At 67.7% G+C, this 14,014-nt stretch carries 20 protein-coding genes; 7 read left to right on the forward strand and 13 right to left on the reverse strand.

The window, feature by feature from the left end:
- Positions 1–68: 68 nt before the first annotated feature.
- Positions 69–779, reverse strand: a complete 711-nt coding sequence (locus tag VGL85_RS11240; RefSeq protein ID WP_331589027.1) for a hypothetical protein — start codon at positions 777–779, stop codon at positions 69–71.
- Between the two features lie 130 nt (positions 780–909).
- Here VGL85_RS11240 and VGL85_RS11245 point away from each other — a divergent pair, with 130 nt between their 5' ends.
- The 3 genes from VGL85_RS11245 (at position 910) to VGL85_RS11255 (ending at position 1,920) form a co-directional block, all read left to right on the forward strand.
- The gene (locus tag VGL85_RS11245) at positions 910–1,227 is read left to right on the forward strand and encodes a hypothetical protein (protein WP_331589028.1); all 318 of its coding nucleotides are present in this window, start codon (positions 910–912) and stop codon (positions 1,225–1,227) included.
- 217 nt (positions 1,228–1,444) lie between these two features.
- Positions 1,445–1,783: a hypothetical protein gene (locus tag VGL85_RS11250; protein ID WP_331589029.1), complete on the forward strand. Its 339-nt coding sequence runs from the start codon at positions 1,445–1,447 to the stop codon at positions 1,781–1,783.
- 5 nt (positions 1,784–1,788) lie between these two features.
- Positions 1,789–1,920, forward strand: a complete 132-nt coding sequence (locus tag VGL85_RS11255) for a hypothetical protein (protein ID WP_331589030.1) — start codon at positions 1,789–1,791, stop codon at positions 1,918–1,920.
- Positions 1,921–1,995: 75 nt separating this feature from the next.
- On the opposite strand, the gene VGL85_RS11260 is transcribed toward VGL85_RS11255, so the two are convergent.
- The 4 genes from VGL85_RS11260 to VGL85_RS11275 form a co-directional block, all read right to left on the reverse strand.
- Positions 1,996–3,669, reverse strand: coding sequence for a serine hydrolase domain-containing protein (locus VGL85_RS11260; protein ID WP_331589031.1), 1,674 nt, complete (start codon positions 3,667–3,669; stop codon positions 1,996–1,998).
- 179 nt (positions 3,670–3,848) lie between these two features.
- Positions 3,849–4,556, reverse strand: coding sequence for a hypothetical protein (locus tag VGL85_RS11265; protein ID WP_331589032.1), 708 nt, complete (start codon positions 4,554–4,556; stop codon positions 3,849–3,851).
- 86 nt (positions 4,557–4,642) lie between these two features.
- Positions 4,643–5,458, reverse strand: a complete 816-nt coding sequence (locus VGL85_RS11270; protein ID WP_331589033.1) for an AraC family transcriptional regulator — start codon at positions 5,456–5,458, stop codon at positions 4,643–4,645.
- Positions 5,459–5,616: 158 nt separating this feature from the next.
- On the reverse strand, positions 5,617–6,372 hold the full coding sequence (locus VGL85_RS11275) for an SOS response-associated peptidase (protein WP_331589034.1): 756 nt from the start codon (positions 6,370–6,372) through the stop codon (positions 5,617–5,619).
- A 27-nt stretch (positions 6,373–6,399) separates the two neighbouring features.
- Between VGL85_RS11275 and VGL85_RS11280 the strand changes: the two genes are divergently transcribed.
- Entirely contained in the window at positions 6,400–6,600 is a 201-nt protein-coding gene (locus tag VGL85_RS11280) for a hypothetical protein (protein WP_331589035.1), read from the forward strand.
- A 13-nt stretch (positions 6,601–6,613) separates the two neighbouring features.
- On the opposite strand, the gene VGL85_RS11285 is transcribed toward VGL85_RS11280, so the two are convergent.
- Both VGL85_RS11285 and VGL85_RS11290 read right to left on the reverse strand, forming a co-directional pair.
- Positions 6,614–6,811: a hypothetical protein gene (locus VGL85_RS11285; protein ID WP_331589036.1), complete on the reverse strand. Its 198-nt coding sequence runs from the start codon at positions 6,809–6,811 to the stop codon at positions 6,614–6,616.
- Entirely contained in the window at positions 6,793–7,035 is a 243-nt protein-coding gene (locus VGL85_RS11290; protein WP_331589037.1) for a hypothetical protein, read from the reverse strand. The genes VGL85_RS11285 and VGL85_RS11290 overlap by 19 nt, the downstream gene beginning before the upstream one ends.
- Before the next feature lie 630 nt (positions 7,036–7,665).
- On the opposite strand from VGL85_RS11290, the gene VGL85_RS11295 reads away from it, so the two are divergent.
- Positions 7,666–7,848 (forward strand): hypothetical protein, encoded by a 183-nt coding sequence (locus tag VGL85_RS11295; RefSeq protein ID WP_331589038.1) that lies wholly within the window; start codon positions 7,666–7,668, stop codon positions 7,846–7,848.
- A 1-nt stretch (position 7,849) separates the two neighbouring features.
- On the opposite strand, the gene VGL85_RS11300 is transcribed toward VGL85_RS11295, so the two are convergent.
- The 4 genes from VGL85_RS11300 to VGL85_RS11315 all read right to left on the reverse strand — a co-directional run bounded on the left by VGL85_RS11300 (position 7,850) and on the right by VGL85_RS11315 (position 11,264).
- Positions 7,850–8,872 (reverse strand): relaxase/mobilization nuclease domain-containing protein, encoded by a 1,023-nt coding sequence (locus VGL85_RS11300; protein WP_331589039.1) that lies wholly within the window; start codon positions 8,870–8,872, stop codon positions 7,850–7,852.
- Complete coding sequence (gene mobC, locus VGL85_RS11305; protein WP_331589046.1) at positions 8,869–9,384, reverse strand: plasmid mobilization relaxosome protein MobC; 516 nt, start codon at positions 9,382–9,384, stop codon at positions 8,869–8,871. The genes VGL85_RS11300 and mobC overlap by 4 nt, the downstream gene beginning before the upstream one ends.
- 574 nt (positions 9,385–9,958) lie before the next feature.
- Positions 9,959–10,270 (reverse strand): DUF736 domain-containing protein, encoded by a 312-nt coding sequence (locus VGL85_RS11310; protein WP_331589040.1) that lies wholly within the window; start codon positions 10,268–10,270, stop codon positions 9,959–9,961.
- A gap of 403 nt (positions 10,271–10,673) precedes the next feature.
- Positions 10,674–11,264: a hypothetical protein gene (locus VGL85_RS11315; protein WP_331589041.1), complete on the reverse strand. Its 591-nt coding sequence runs from the start codon at positions 11,262–11,264 to the stop codon at positions 10,674–10,676.
- A gap of 126 nt (positions 11,265–11,390) precedes the next feature.
- Between VGL85_RS11315 and VGL85_RS11320 the strand changes: the two genes are divergently transcribed.
- Both VGL85_RS11320 and VGL85_RS11325 read left to right on the forward strand, forming a co-directional pair.
- Positions 11,391–11,600 (forward strand): hypothetical protein, encoded by a 210-nt coding sequence (locus tag VGL85_RS11320; protein WP_331589042.1) that lies wholly within the window; start codon positions 11,391–11,393, stop codon positions 11,598–11,600.
- Positions 11,601–11,776: 176 nt separating this feature from the next.
- A complete protein-coding gene (locus VGL85_RS11325; RefSeq protein ID WP_331589043.1) occupies positions 11,777–12,184 on the forward strand; it encodes a hypothetical protein in 408 nt (135 codons plus the stop codon).
- A gap of 11 nt (positions 12,185–12,195) precedes the next feature.
- Here VGL85_RS11325 and VGL85_RS11330 read toward each other — a convergent pair whose 3' ends face one another.
- Together VGL85_RS11330 and VGL85_RS11335 are read right to left on the reverse strand one after the other, a co-directional pair.
- Positions 12,196–13,671, reverse strand: coding sequence for a CHASE2 domain-containing protein (locus VGL85_RS11330; RefSeq protein WP_331589044.1), 1,476 nt, complete (start codon positions 13,669–13,671; stop codon positions 12,196–12,198).
- Between the two features lie 49 nt (positions 13,672–13,720).
- The coding region (locus VGL85_RS11335) for a hypothetical protein (RefSeq protein ID WP_331589045.1) at positions 13,721–14,014 on the reverse strand (294 nt) is incomplete at its 5' end.

Genomic DNA, 14,014 nt, shown 5'->3' on the forward strand with positions numbered 1-14,014 from the left:
CCTGTGGCTGTTGCGGTCGCGTCAAGGCCGACGCCCCGGCCGCGAGGCGGCCTGCGAACGCCAGCCGATCAGACGCCGTGGCGCCGTTTCATTGAAGACCCGCCTGACTTCACCGCGTGGCGGCGGGACCGCATCGCCGCGGCCATCGTCAGGAAACCCATCGTCATCAGCGCCCAGGACGCCGGTTCGGGGGCCGGTTCGATCGATGCGCCGACAATCGTCCCGTTCAGAAGGACGCCGGTCTCCGGCGTGCCGACCGGCCCGCAACAGTCGAAGTCCCACCAGTCGAAATTGTCGCCTCCGACGTAGGTCACCGGCGTGGTCAGGCTGTCCACGATTGGCAGGTGCGTCATGGAGATGTCGAAGGCTTCCTTGTGCGTGGCGGTGTTGGAAAGGCTCTGGGCGTCGGCCAGCAGCCAACCGCCGCCATGGACCGGACTTTCGGTGAGCAGGATGTCGCCAGGGGTCAGGATCGCCTGCTGCGTGCCGTCAATCGAGATCACGGCCCTGGTGGCGATGACGAACTTGTCGTCCGTCTCCGTTACGATGTTCGCATCGTCGTAGAACAGCTGGATGGTGACCGGCGAGCCGCCGAGCGTTGGATCGGTGGCCGGATCGAATTGGCCCAGCCCCAACGGGTCGTCGAAGCTTCCCTGGGACGCGAGATTTCCGTTGAAGGTCGCGACCCATTCCGCCGCCCGCACGGCGCCCGGCGACAGGCTGAGCGCCGCCAGCGCGAGCGTGAGCGATACCGACCGCAATTGATCCTTAGGCGCCATGGTCCCCCCAGACGGCTTGGCTTAGCCACCTCATGTGCCACGCCCAGTTCGCGGTGATCCACCAAAAAAAGATTCGCCGCCGCCTAAATGTTCTGCTTCTGTTCTCACCATGGACGAAGAGCGGCAGCGCGTGGCCAAGGCTGTTTCCCGGTGGCGGCCGATAGAGGCCCCGAACGGCAAGATGGCCGACGCCGACCTGTTTCCGGGCTGCTTCGTCCTGGTGACCTGCAAGGCCTGCGGCCACTTCAAGGCCTATCCCCCGGCCACCGTGGTCCTGCGCCTGCGGCAGCTCCAGATGGGCGGAACGCTAGCCACGTTCGCCGAGGTGGCCGGCCGGGTCGGGGCGACATGCCCGTGCGGGGCGCGGGACTGGCGCGCGGGGCTCGCCTGGCCGCCCGGCATGACCGACGGCGACATCAAGCGCCTCGCCGCCAGGGCCCGGAACTGACGCCATGCTGTTCGAGATGATCCACCGGACCGTGAGCGACGAGAGGCCGCTACGGATCCGATGCGAGGACTGCGGCCACGGCGCCAGGTGGGGACGCGCCGAGGCCATTCGGCGCTGTCGCGCTGAAGCGACCCCGGCCGACCTCCGCGACAAGCTCCGCTGCGGCCAGTGCGGCTCGCGGCGGGTGCGGTTCTCGATCTAGAGAAAGGCCCATATCATGGCCATGGCCGAACCCGATCTCCTGGGCGCCGTCCCTTCCACCGTCAAGCGCCCGCCAGCGAAGCAGCTCCGCGCTTTTCACCTCGGGATGATCGATCCGACCCACACGGTCCGGCTCTATCTGGCGCGGGGCTATTCGCTCGCGATCTGCTGCCGGGCCTGCGATCGCCTCACCGAATGGACGCCGCCCGACCTATGCGAGCGGTTCGAGAAGACGCCAGATCTACCGGTCCGAGCCATCGCGGCACGCCTCAGGTGCGCGGGCGCTGGCGGCTGCGGATCGAGCGACATTGTCGTGTGGCCCCACCTCTTCGATGGGATGTGGACTTGGCGTTAGGGCGAATGTCAGCAACGGGTGGAAAGAAGACCCTGCCCGGCAACATGGCGGTGCTGGTGACGGCGCAGCGCCCGGAATTGCAGAAGTTCGAGCCGGTAGTGGAAATCGCGGCGGGCGAGGGTGGGCGCGGCGGCTGAGCGAAAGCGCAAACTCGCGCTATTTAATACAGTCTCGCCGCGATCCGAGGCGGGCGGACCTCTGCACAGCAGCACTCAATACGGAGTGCAGGCGCCCTCGTGCTTCGCCTTGACGAACCTCACCCCGCCACTCAGCCGGTCGCTCCTGAGCGTGAAGCCGGCGATCTGGTTGGTGACACGGTCGAAGAGTGCCGTTCCCTCCATGGCGAAGGCGTCGAACCAGGCGGGCTGAACCGTCTCGTCTTCGAACCGCTTGCGGCGAAGCACCAAGCCTTTCTCGGCCGCCTCGATGCACCAGGCCGTGGCGAGTTCGGGGCTCACGTACATTCCAGCGTATTCTCGTAGATTCGACTGTGGCGGCGGCCTCCGCTCGTAGCGGACTGGAGCCGTCTTGGATCCAGGGATCGTACGTTTGACCGCCGTCGCAACGCCGTGCTCCAAAACGAAAGACCACGTCGTCCCCGACGCGTCCTTAAACTCGAAGCGGCCGATCCGATCGTATTGCGCACCGCTCTCGTCGAGCAGCCCGCCATTCTCGGAGCGGAATATGTGAAATCCCCACCGGCCAGCCCTGAGATAGGGGCCAGACAACGTTGCAAGGTCGGTTGCGGGCCACTTCTGGCTGGCCGGATCGCTGGCCTCCCGCGGCTGAGGCCCCTCGGGCGCAAGCCCCAAGTAGAGGTCAGCCACTTGGTCTAGCTTCTGAGTAAGATTGTCGAGGTCGCGGCGGTTGCAGAGCCCGATGAAGCTTAGGCCGGCGCCGGGAAAGCGGACCTTGTAGGAGACAAACCCGGCGTTCGCGCCGTCGTGCTCAATCGTGCGTAGCCCCCGGTAGCTGTCGACCTCCACACCGCCGGCGTAGTTGTTGTCCGACCCGTCAGCAAGCGGCTCAACGGTCACCATCTCCGCCATCACTTTCGCGCCGCCCGCCTTGGGCTCGTCGAAGTTCCGCTCCCAGAGGGCTAGGTCCCCGACGGTCGTGACGATTCCCCCGTAGCCAACCGAGTCGATTCGATTGGCGAAGAGGTGCGGCGAGCCGTCAACGAACGCGTAGGGCTGCGCCATGTGCGGCTCCACGACGGTATGATCACCCGTGAGCACCGTGTGGGTCATCCCGAGCGGCCCGAAGATTGTGGACTGCAGGTAGGCCCCGAGCGGCTGGCCGCTTACCCGGTTCACGACAAGACCGAGCAACAGATAGTTGCCATTGCTGTAGCTCTCCCGCGTTCCGGGCGCGAAGTTCAGCGTCGGCATGCGGCTGAGCGCCCAGAGCTCATCGCGCTCGCTTATGGCATCCCCATAGACCCAGCCTGAGAGCCGGAGCAGCGCATTGGCGTCCATGATGCCGGAGGTGTGGTGCAGCATCTGGCGAAGACTGACCTTCACGCCGTAGCTCGGTAGCTCCGGCACATATTTGTGGATGTCGTCGTCCAGACTGATCTTGCCCTGGTCGGCGAGGATGAGAATCGCGGCGGCCGTGAATTGCTTCGAGACCGAGCCGATGTCGAACCGGGTCTCGGGGGTGAGCGGCAGGCTGTTGGCGACGTCGGCCAGGCCGTAGGAACGCTCCAGAATGAGCTTTCCCGCACGCACCACACCCACGTTGCATCCCGGCTGGCCCACATAGTCCTTGAAGATCGCATCGACCTTCGGCGTGAACTCGCCCTGTTGCGGCGCCAGCTCAGCGCCGCGAGCACTCGGAGCCAGAATTGACAGCGCGAACAGGCACGCAAGGACGTTCGGCTTCATGACCACTCCTCGAAATACGGCAACATAGAGCGCGGCGGGCGGTACGAATGATTGTTTGCCGACGTCATCAAACCTGCAGCAGATATGAATATTCGCGCTTCAAGGCCGCGTTCCCTTCCCGCGTGTGCGTCGTCAGCTGACCGAATGCGGCCCCGCCGCTCGTCGACCTCTGGCGATCTCTAGTCGATGCGCCGAGCCACGCCGCGGCGCAAAGCCTCCGCAAACAAGTCCTGAAATTCCATTCGAGCATCTTCGGCCAATTGGTCTTGGCTGCCGCCTAGAATGGAAATGTCTCGGCCGAGTGAATTTATTACTCGACCTAGCTCATTGACGTCGCGGCCAAGCGCGTTCTGCTCACGAGTTAAATCAGCGGCGTCTGAGGGCGCCGCATGAGATTGCAAATGACTAAGGCGGTCTTGCTCGCGCGCCAATTCGGTTTGCAGCTTGCTAAGCGTGGCCTGTTGCGAGCTCAACGCCGTCTGCTGTGCGCCGAGCGCGTCCTCGGAGACAAAGAGAGCCCGCGCTCTGCGGAGTGTCGCAGGGTCGCGGATCACGTAGGCGGCCGCCCCTTCCCTTACGTAGAGCATGGCTTCCAGGCCAATACGCGAAGCCCGCGCTCGCCCGGCCTCGCCGGTGGATCCGCTCACATCGATCGATCGGGATCCCTCGGCGAAGAGGAGATAGCTCGTGTGGTCGGAGACCCCGTCGGGGTCCGAGTGGGGATCGCCAGCTACGCGGGGCGGCGCAGTCTCGGCGACCGGCGCGGCGAGTAAGGGGCCCGCCGAGACCACTAAGAATGCTGCGCAGCAGAGTGGGAGTCCGCCGCGCCGCCCTGCTTCGCTCGCCATCGCCCCCAGGATCGCGGTGGCCCCAACTGGTCTGAACATGGGAGAACTCTGAGACGTCATCGAAGGCCTAGCGTGGCCACCGAAACAGTCGGAGTCTTTCGAAATCCAAACGCTTTGTCGCGGACTTAACAAACCCCCCGGCGATATTGGCCCGGCGTGCATCCCATCAGGCGGCGAAATGCAGCGCAGAAGTGCGATTGAGACGTGAACCCGGCGTCCAGGGCGATGTCCACCAGCGAGGCGTTGCTGCTGCGAAGCGCCTGCGCCGCAGCCTCCATTCGCCGCCGGCGCAGATACTGCCCGACCGTCGTCCCATAGTGTTCGCGAAAGGTCCGGGACAGATGGACGCTGTGCACGCCGGCTTCGCGCGCGAGGTCCGCCAAGCAGAGCTTTTCCCCGTAGGTGTCGTCGATTCGGGCGCGGACCAGGCTCAGCCATGCAGGATCGTTCGCCGAGACCGTTTCGCCCCGTCGGATGAGGCTGGCGCCGATCTCATACAGAAGGGCTTGGATGCAAAGCGGAGACGCGGCGTCCGGACGACGACTTTCCCGATACATTTGGGCCGCCAGAGCGCTGACGCGGTCGTGCGCCAGCAACTCGGGCTTTTCAAGGTTGACGCCGTGCTCGCGGACATCTTCGATCCAGGCCTGCGACGGCTGGATCACGAAGACCGAGGCGCCGCCCTCGGCCATCTGATCGGTGTGGGGCTCGTCGGCAGGCAAAACAACCAAGGCGCCCGGCGGGCAGGTAAAAGTCGTCCTCCCGAATGTCTGCGTATTTGCGCCTCTCAGCACGAGCCCCAGAGCCGCAGACCTATGGCGATGCCTTGCGAGTTCGAGCTGAGGGGGAAGCTGGCTAATCGAAAGGGCGACGTCGGCCATGACGCGCTTTTCGACGACGCCGGTGTGCTCCGTGCGTCGTTCCTCGATGGACCGCCCCATGCGTCTGCCTCCCTACTCATCACGTCGGCGCTTCCAACCTAGCACGACGATTACAGCCAACGCAGGTCTCGACGGTTGGGTACGGTTCGAGTGGAGGTCGGTGCGGTCAACGGAGAGGTCCGCAACGGGTCGAAAGGCGACCCGACGATCTTCCGGAATCACGCCGGCGCAGCCTCGTCCTGCTTCACGCGGCGGTTCACGATCTTGAGGCAGTCGGGGAGAGGCCGCTGAAGGTGCGCCACCTCCGACCAGGGCTTGTCGCTCATCCACGCGTCGCACTCGGCTTCGGTGGTCAGGATCACCGGCATGGCCTTGGCGTGGTAGGTCTTCACCGGCTCGGCGGAGTCGGTGGTCAGGAAGGCGAAGACGCTCAGCTCCTCCCATCCGTTGCTGATCATCCGCACGCAGGCGTGCGGCGTCCAGGTCCCGGCGAAATAGGCCATCGGCCGGCTCTCATCGAGCGCGAACCAGATGTTCTGGCGCGTGCCCTCGTGGTCCTGATCCGGCTCGGCGAACGAGGTGAACGGGACCAGGCAGCGATTGGCCGGACCAAGCCAGCGGCCCCAGTGGGCGTTGACCTTGCCGGTCGCCTTGCTGGTCGTGTTGCGCACGTTGGTGGTGCCGCGGTCGGGCTCGTTCTTCAGGAGCTCGTTGAAGTCGAAGGCCTTGCCCTTCGCCCGGAGCCGGTCAGCGCGCTTGCTGGCGGCCTGGAAGATGGCCTGGCTCGAAGACGGCATCCCCCACCGCAGATAGTCAAGCCGCCGACCGCCGACGCCGTCATGCACGATCACCGGGGCGTTGTTGTCGGGGTAGACGCCGGTGTTCGGCGGCTGGTTGTGGAACGAACCCACGTCGGCCCGCGTGGCCCGCGCGATCTCAGCGGCGGAGGTGGCGATACTGTAGAGGTTGCACATACCGGGACGGGAGCATGGGAGCCGCCGATGCGCAACGACCAGCCGCCGCAGAGCAGCCGCGCTCCCCGAGGTCGGGGCCTCGTCACCGTCTACGTGGCGCTGGTGGGGGTCGCGCTTGCCACCCTCGAAGCCTGGCGGGCGCACGACCGCCCGCTGACCGTCGTCGGCATCGTTGTCCTGGCGCTCGCCGGAGGCGGTGTGGCCTACGTCCTCTCCCGTCGCCCATAGGGCGTCGACCGCCTCACGACGTCCCGGCGCACTCCCGATCCTGCGGCACGCGCTCCTGCTCGGCGGCGTCCTGAAAGCAGCCGACCCGGTCGTGCTCGCGCTTCCACGCCACCGCTAGGGCCGCGCACATCAGCGCCAGGACGACACTGATGGCGGCGAGCAGCCGAACGGCGAGCAGCGGCCGGCCGACGGTTATTTCTTTGCGGCGCACATGGCCTTCTTGGCCATCTTGCCCTTGACGTCATGGCAGTTGCCCTTGGCGTCGAGCTTGTAGGGGCCGTTGGCGTCGGCTGCCGGCGCCGCACCCTTGCAGACCTCCATCTTGGCGAACTTTCCGTCGGGCCCGTGGCACTTGCCGTTGGCGTCGATCTTCTGGGCCGAGGCCGTTCCGGCGGCGAGCGCCAACGCGGCTGCGATGGTCAGGGTGCGAAGCATGATGGATCCTCCCTCCGTTGATGCGGCCACGGTCACACTAGGTCGTGACAGGCGCAAGCGGCGCCGTCCTTGGTCGTATTCCAGTTTGAAATTGGTCGCCGTTGGCAAGCATCGCGCCTAAGCCGCGAGGCCACTATGATGGCGAGCCATGACCTCTGACGCGGATGCAGGATCGGATGAGGAGCTTCGCAGGGAGCTAACTTCAGCCTGCGCGGCCGTGCGTCGCCAAATCGATCTGCAGCAAAGCGTGAGATATGCCCGTGTGGGCGGAACGCGTGGCGATGATATAGCGATTGATCGTCTCAACAGGACGTTAGCCCAGCTTGAGGAAGCCCTGGCCAATCTGGGGAAGTCTGATGCCTAAAGGCCTCGCGGAGAGAGCGCCCTACCGATGTGATCGGAGCCGCCGTCATGGTCGGCCGGATCGCCACGGGGGAGATCGACGATGGCGCCGCCGCCCAGCGAAGCCAGAGCGGCAAAAAGGTGGCGCTGCAAGAGCGGCTACCCAGCCTGCCACGTCAACATTCAAACTGAGACTCCATCTGGAATTTCATAGAACATAGTTAGAACATCGCCACTTGGCGTAAGGTCGTCCCAGAGGCATCATGGCGCGCGCCAGGGGAGGCGCAGATGACCGACCGCTACATCGTCCGGCCCGACCCTTCCGGTTTCAGCGTCGTCGATCTTTGGACCGGCGAACGGGCGGTGATCGCCTCGGTGACCCAGAGTGAATTGTCCCGGCAAGACGCCGAGCACACCGCCGAGATGCTGAACAAGCGCGCCCGCCGCGGCGACCGCACGGTCCGCCAATAGGTCAGCGCGAGCGGTCGGGCCCGCGATCCGTCTCCGGGCCGGCCCGTCGCCGCGCGTTCGCCGCCCGCAGGTCCCGGGCGAGCGCCAGCCGCTGGGTGTCCGGCGCCGGCATCTCCCGCACGAAGGCCTCCACCTGCCGGCCAAGGACCTGGTCGCCCGCGTCGTCGGACGCCTGCAGCAGCCGCGCCTGGCCGAGATAGAGCGCCCGCACCTGGCGCTGGCGGGCGAGCAGTCGCCGCTCCCAGGCGGTCGGTTCATCCGCACCGAGGAACGCCGCCTGCGCGGCCGCCCGGTAGGCGCTGCGCTGCACCCGCGCGGGCGCGCCCAGCCCAGACAGCGTCCGCTCGCGCAGCCGCCGGATCGGGCCTCGTTCCGCCTTGCGGGTGACGCCCCGCGCCCGCCGCGGCGTCGCCTCGGCGGCCACGCCGCGCTCGCGCAGCGCCGCGGCGAAGGCCTGCCGCCAGGCTTCCAGATCCGCCTTCTTCGGATTGAGACGCTCGCCGCCCCGGCCGAGGCACTGGACGGTGACGTGGACGTGCGGGTGCGGCTCGTCGGTATGCAGCACGAAGCCGTAGTCGAACGTCTCTCCGAACGCCGTCGCCGCGAAGCCGCGCGCCGCGTCGCGCACGGCATAGGGATCGGTCGCTTCCGGCATCGACAGCACCAGCGATAGGCTGAACGGCGAGTTGGCGCGCCGGCGGCTGTCGGCCAGGGCCGCCGCGCTCCAGGTGTCGCCCAGGTCGCGGACCTCGGCGCGGTCGAGGCGCAGGCCGTCCGGGGTCTCCAGCGCCAGGGCGCCGTTGCGCGTGACATAGTCGAGGTGCGCCCGCAGGTGCGCCGGATCGCGGGTGCGGCCGGTCACCTTGACCATCACCTCCGGCGTCCGCTGGGCGATGCGGGCGAGCCGCGCCCGGACCTGGTCGCCGCTCGCCGCAGGACGAAGGACGCTCTCCGGCCGCAGGCGCCGGCTGACCGGCGGGCGCCAGACGTCCTCGAACCCGGCGATGCGGCGGAACTCGCTCAACCCATGACGTCCCAGTAAGTTAGGTTTCCCTGGAAGGCTTCGCGCACCGCCAGCAGGTGGTCGCGCAACTCGCGCCGGAACGCCGCGACCTCGCCCAGCTCGGCCTCCAGCACCCGGCCCTCCATCACCGCCGTGTTCAGGGCGCGAGCGATCTGGTTGACGTTGACCCCGATGCGCCGCAGTTCGCTTTGGATCGCGATCACCGCCAGTTCGTCGGGTCGCGAGAAGGTGGGCACGCCGCGCGCGTGCCGCCGCACCAGGGCGGCCACCCAGGCGGCGCGGGGCAGCGCCAAGCGCGCGGACTCCGTCGCGACGTGGCGCGCCTCCGGCGCCGCCAGGCGGACCATCATCCGCATGGCCGTACGAGGCTCCGGAGCCGCTTTCACCTGCGGTCCCGCCACGGCGCAGGCCCCCTCGATCAGTTGCCGCAGCCGCGCCGAGCGGCCGCCGAAGCCCGCCGCGACCCCATCGAAACGGGACGCCAGGTCGTCAGGCACGCGGACGCTGAACATCGCCAAGGGAGGGCCTCGTCATACAAAGCTGCCGGCAAGGCTATCCTGCCCTAGACCGTGGCCGGGACCTTGGCACCTCCCATCGGCCGAGACGACGCGGGACCTTACCGGGCCGCCTCGGCCACCCGCCGGCCCTGCGGGCCGCCCCAGCCGCGCCAGGGTCCGGACCTGCATCCGGACCGGGCCATCGGCGCCGACGCCTCAGGCCATAGCGGGATTCGGGGCCGGCGCCTGCGCGCCGCCCACCGGAGAGCCGTCGCCGTCGGTCTCGCCGGCGAAGACGTCCGGACAGTCGGACGGACACAATCGAGACCGGGGGTCAGAGACCGCGCGCCAGCCGCAGCGTAACGCCCGTGGCGGCGGCGCGGTGAACGTCGCGCCGTCCCGGGTCGAAGACGCGAGGGAATCCGCGAACATCCAACGCAAAGGCGCTGGCGGCGGCTGATGGCCCAGCAAAAGCTTCTCCGAAACACGAAAGCCACAGCCCGGACCCCTGGGCGGGGCGGGCTGTGGCCGAGGATCTTCGGACTGGCAGACGCCTCGCCGGGTTTCCCGGCGAGGCGCTCCGTGGGGCTCAGGCGGCCTTGCGGGGCCGGGACCAGACCAGGTTATGGCCTTCGTCCGCCGGCACCAGGGCCGCGAAGATCGTGCTGGAGAAGCTGGGATCGTCCAGGGTCACCGAGAGGTAGGGCCGCTCGCGCTTGGAGGTCCGCATCCGCGCCGTGCCCAGCTGGGTGTCGCCGGAGAAGATGCGGTAGTCGGGCGAGTTCTCGTGGGTCTTCTCGTTGCGCCGGAACTGCACCGACTTGACGTTGAGGGTGAGGGTCTTGATGGAGCCCGTGTAGGCGCCGTCTTCGGTCTGGGTGAAGGTGCCGATGGTGGCCATGGTGCTGTTTCCTTTGTCTTCGCGCCGCCTGATCGCGGCCGCGATGGCGATCCGGGCCCGGTCCGGAAGGCCGCGCCGCAGACCTGTCCCGAAGCAGCGCGAAGGACGGGGCAGGCGGGCTTTGTTGCCTCGCGAGGAATGAGCCGCAGGCTCAGGGGAAGAAAGCCCGCCCGCCCCGTTGCGGGGCGGCCCGGCCCGGGCCAGATCAAGCCAGACGCGGCGGCGATCGGGCGGCGCGAAGTTCTGGAACTCCACACTTGATCGCCTCGCCCAAACCCAGTCTCCAGACGGAGCCAAACGTGTGGCCGCTGACCCGCCGCGAACCTCGATGGCTGCGCCGCCCCGGCGCATCGGCAAGGTCCTGACCGCTTCGACCCCCGCCCTCCGACAGCGCAGACCCGGATCACGGTTGGCGCGAAGGGACTTCGATGATCGTGGAGGCGAACCAGCCCATCTGGTCCTTGGCGTCCCCGTGCGCCGGACAATCGGGCTCGACCGTCGCCGTCGCGCGGCTTCCACCCTCGAAGGTGATCACATAGACGCCCCGCCCAAGGTTGGGTGAGACGAAGTTCAGGGCGACCGTGCGGCCCGGCAGGATCGAGAAGGTGTCGATGTACTCCAGCCGACCTGCCCCTTCTGGCCTGGGGAATCCCACCGAGCGAGACTGGTCGAAGGTGAAGCCTCCGGGGCTCGGGAGGTATTTGCTGAGCAGCACCGGCTTCTGCCCCATCTTGAGCAGGACCTCGCGGTCGCCGACGTTCTTCGCCGTCACGCTCCCGATGATCGCGTCGGCGGTGTCGTGCGCGCTGAGGCCGATGTCGAGGGAACCGCGCGCCAGGCATCGCTTCTGCCGCTCGCTGTTCTCCAGCTGGGCCTGGGGGCTCTCCGCCGAGAAGTACTTGAAGTAGGCCCAGGCGCCGCCGGCCAGCACCGCCGCGATCAGCAGCACCTCCCGCAAGATCTGCAGCCAGCGGATCAACCGGCGTCGCGTCACCTTTGGTCCATCCCCCACTCCCTCTCCCCTCTACCGCCCATCCTGGTCCCATCGGCTAAGACGCGACGGGAACATTGCCCCAGATCGTGCCATTCCTGATGGCGAAGTCACGCCCGCGATCGGCCGATGTCATCCACGACGTTCACCCCAGAACACGGCGAGGCGATGGTCACCGCCTTCATCCTGGGCGTGTTCCTGGTGGTCGTCCTGCTGTTCCGGCGGTTCCCGTTCTACGAGGCGGCCATCGAGATCGACGCGCGGGAGAGGCCGGTCCTCTACTGGAGCCTGGTCGGCGTGGCCTTCGTCGTCCTCGTGCTGATCTGCCTCCTCGCCTAAGCGCAAGACGCTCACAAACGGGCGACTTTGCGAGCCCAGGCGCGTTCTTCAACCGGGCCCGCTCTCCCATAGGAGTCGGCGATGGTGACGGACCGCCCGGGCAAAGTTGGCGCGCTTCCGGCGGTCACGCGAGCTCAGCGCCGACACCGATGTCCTAACCGGTCCGGAGGCTCCCGATGAGCGGATCGAAACTGACGATGACCCTCGCCCTGTCGATGGCCCCTTGGGCGGGGAGCGTCCACGCCACGCCGTCGCAGATTTCGCTCCGAGAAGCCAAGCAGCTGGCGATCGCCGCCCTGCCGCCGGAGAGCCGGAAGCTTCCCGGGCTGACGGTCGATGGCAATGGCGGCCCCGACGCCGCTCATCCGCCGCTCCGCATGCTCGTCGTGGTCTGGCGTGGGTCGCCGGGCGGCAGCGCGATCGTGGCCAACGTCGATGTCGATCGGCGTTCAGGCCGGGTGTTCAATTCGGTGAACTGCCAGGAATACGCCACCCCGCAACTCCATGCGCTGCAGCGCCGGCTCCGCACGGTCCACAAGATCCGTCTGGATCCCCATGATCCTGGGCCCGACTGCGAGCATTGACGAAGTCGCCGTTAGGCAGGCGCAGCGCGCATCCGCGGGAGCCGGTTGATCAGCCCCAGAAGGGACGCGGTCAGACCGTGCGAGGCCAGCAGGTCGCCCGCCATGGCGATCAACAGCACCGGGAACCAGCTGATCGGGCCGATGTGAAGCAGGAAGAATTCCCCCGCCGCCAGCGTCACCGCCGTGGTGGAGAGCACTGCGGTGTCCAGGTAGCCGAAGACGCGCGAGTCCGGCTTCAAAGGCCGCCCATTCCGATAGGAGACCCACGTCGCGCCGGCCCGCGCCGCGAACCCGGCCAGGCACAGGATCAGCAGCAGGCCCGCGAGGTGGACCCGCTGGTTCAGGTTGAAGGGCGCGGCCGTCGTGATGTAGCCGCCCTCCATGTCCGCGAGGTTGGAATAGGCCGCCGCGTGCGCCTGGACCCCGGGCAGGGGGCCATGCACCGCGCTGACCTCATGGTCGCCCATCAGGATCAGGTCGCTTCCGTAGAACACCACCTTGCCCTTCAGCGCGTCGTCGACGAAGGCGGCGTCTTCGCCGGGCAGCACCAGGTCGCGGACCGAAAGCGTCGGGGTCGCCGGAATGGTCAGGCGCGGCGAGCCCGGCGGCCGCTCGGACAGGAAGCCAGCCTGGGTCAGGGTCTCGATCCAGGTGAACCAGTTGGCGCCGATCAGGTCGCAGGCCATGCGGACCTCCTGGCCACGGCAGTTGAACGGCTTCTTGTTGGGGTCGGGATCCTTGCGCGGCAGGGTCCACCAGATGTCCATGGCGTCGGTGTCGTACCGCGGCCGGAAGGCCGACCGGTCGCCGCGGAAGGCGTTGTAGAGCGCCACGGCCGCCGGCTGCAGCGGCTTCGACTCGGCGTTCAGGCTCGGGTGGATCGGATAGGCGTGGCCGATGCCGAGCGACGCCCCGCGCCTGACGCTCACCAGGTGGATGTTCGGGTCCCGCGCCACCAGATCGAGGATCGGATCGATCGCCGGCTTGTGGTCATCCGCCTCAACGGCCGCCAGGAAGATCGGAATGGTCTTGGAGGTCGCCTCCAGAACGTCGATCAGTTCGCCCAGGGTGGCGTCGTCGCGGTCGTAGACGAAGGGCATGTCGATGAACAGGGCCGCGGGCTTCCTGGCGGCGATCGCCTGCAGAAAAACGGCGTGCTGCTCGTAGCTGAGCGGCCAGACGTATTTTCGCTCGTGGCCGCTGGCGTCCCTGAAGCTCGCCTTGCGGATGAACTCGTCGTCGATATTGACTACGACGGCGCCCGGCAGCGGGGCCCGCGCCGCGGCCGGAGGACGGGTCTGGGCGGCGATCACCTGGTAGAAGATCTCCCGGCCCCGCTGGCCCGCGGCTTCCTCGAAGCGGAACGGGTTGGCCAGGACCGCCGAGGCCGCGACGACGAAGGCGACGGAAATGGTCGCCGCGTGGGAGAGCAGGCTGCGGCGGAAATCCTCGCGCCGCTGGGCATCGGTCGATTCGATGGACGACATGGGGTGGTTCCTCAAGAAGGGGGATGCGCGGCCGGATGGGTTGGCGCGCTCAGCGGGCGGATGCGGTGAGGAGGGGCTGCTGGGCTCGCCCGACCCGAACGATGGCGGCGCTGTGGGCCCAGCTCCGCAGGGTGTGGACGAGGGCCAGCCTCTCGTTGGCCGGCAGACGGGTCACGGCCTCTTGGACGCCCGGTTCGTAGACCGCCATCACACAGGCCGAGCTGGCGGACGCCGCCCGGGCGCGCAGGCAGGAACGCAGCGTCGCCGTCGCGTCGCGGGCCTGGCCTTGGGTAATCCCCAGGCTGATCCGGGCGGGGGCGAAGGATATGTCGCCCGGGTAGGC

Source organism: Phenylobacterium sp. (assembly GCF_036501465.1).
Lineage (GTDB): Bacteria > Pseudomonadota > Alphaproteobacteria > Caulobacterales > Caulobacteraceae > Phenylobacterium.

Bases quoted from the DNA above. Each gene is read 5' to 3' on its own strand.
- VGL85_RS11280 (WP_331589035.1), top strand. From the start codon at position 6,400: ATGCGCAACGACCAGCCGCCGCAGAGCAGCCGCGCTCCCCGAGGTCGG.
- VGL85_RS11290 (WP_331589037.1), bottom strand. From the start codon at position 7,035: ATGCTTCGCACCCTGACCATCGCAGCCGCGTTGGCGCTCGCCGCCGGA.
- VGL85_RS11310 (WP_331589040.1), bottom strand. From the start codon at position 10,270: ATGGCCACCATCGGCACCTTCACCCAGACCGAAGACGGCGCCTACACG.
- VGL85_RS11325 (WP_331589043.1), top strand. From the start codon at position 11,777: ATGAGCGGATCGAAACTGACGATGACCCTCGCCCTGTCGATGGCCCCT.
- VGL85_RS11330 (WP_331589044.1), bottom strand. From the start codon at position 13,671: ATGTCGTCCATCGAATCGACCGATGCCCAGCGGCGCGAGGATTTCCGC.
- VGL85_RS11255 (WP_331589030.1), top strand. From the start codon at position 1,789: ATGTCAGCAACGGGTGGAAAGAAGACCCTGCCCGGCAACATGGCGGTG.
- VGL85_RS11320 (WP_331589042.1), top strand. From the start codon at position 11,391: ATGTCATCCACGACGTTCACCCCAGAACACGGCGAGGCGATGGTCACC.
- VGL85_RS11260 (WP_331589031.1), bottom strand. From the start codon at position 3,669: ATGAAGCCGAACGTCCTTGCGTGCCTGTTCGCGCTGTCAATTCTGGCT.
- VGL85_RS11275 (WP_331589034.1), bottom strand. From the start codon at position 6,372: ATGTGCAACCTCTACAGTATCGCCACCTCCGCCGCTGAGATCGCGCGG.
- VGL85_RS11270 (WP_331589033.1), bottom strand. From the start codon at position 5,458: ATGGGGCGGTCCATCGAGGAACGACGCACGGAGCACACCGGCGTCGTC.
- mobC (WP_331589046.1), bottom strand. From the start codon at position 9,384: ATGTTCAGCGTCCGCGTGCCTGACGACCTGGCGTCCCGTTTCGATGGG.
- VGL85_RS11265 (WP_331589032.1), bottom strand. From the start codon at position 4,556: ATGTTCAGACCAGTTGGGGCCACCGCGATCCTGGGGGCGATGGCGAGC.
- VGL85_RS11240 (WP_331589027.1), bottom strand. From the start codon at position 779: ATGGCGCCTAAGGATCAATTGCGGTCGGTATCGCTCACGCTCGCGCTG.
- VGL85_RS11295 (WP_331589038.1), top strand. From the start codon at position 7,666: ATGACCGACCGCTACATCGTCCGGCCCGACCCTTCCGGTTTCAGCGTC.
- VGL85_RS11250 (WP_331589029.1), top strand. From the start codon at position 1,445: ATGGCCATGGCCGAACCCGATCTCCTGGGCGCCGTCCCTTCCACCGTC.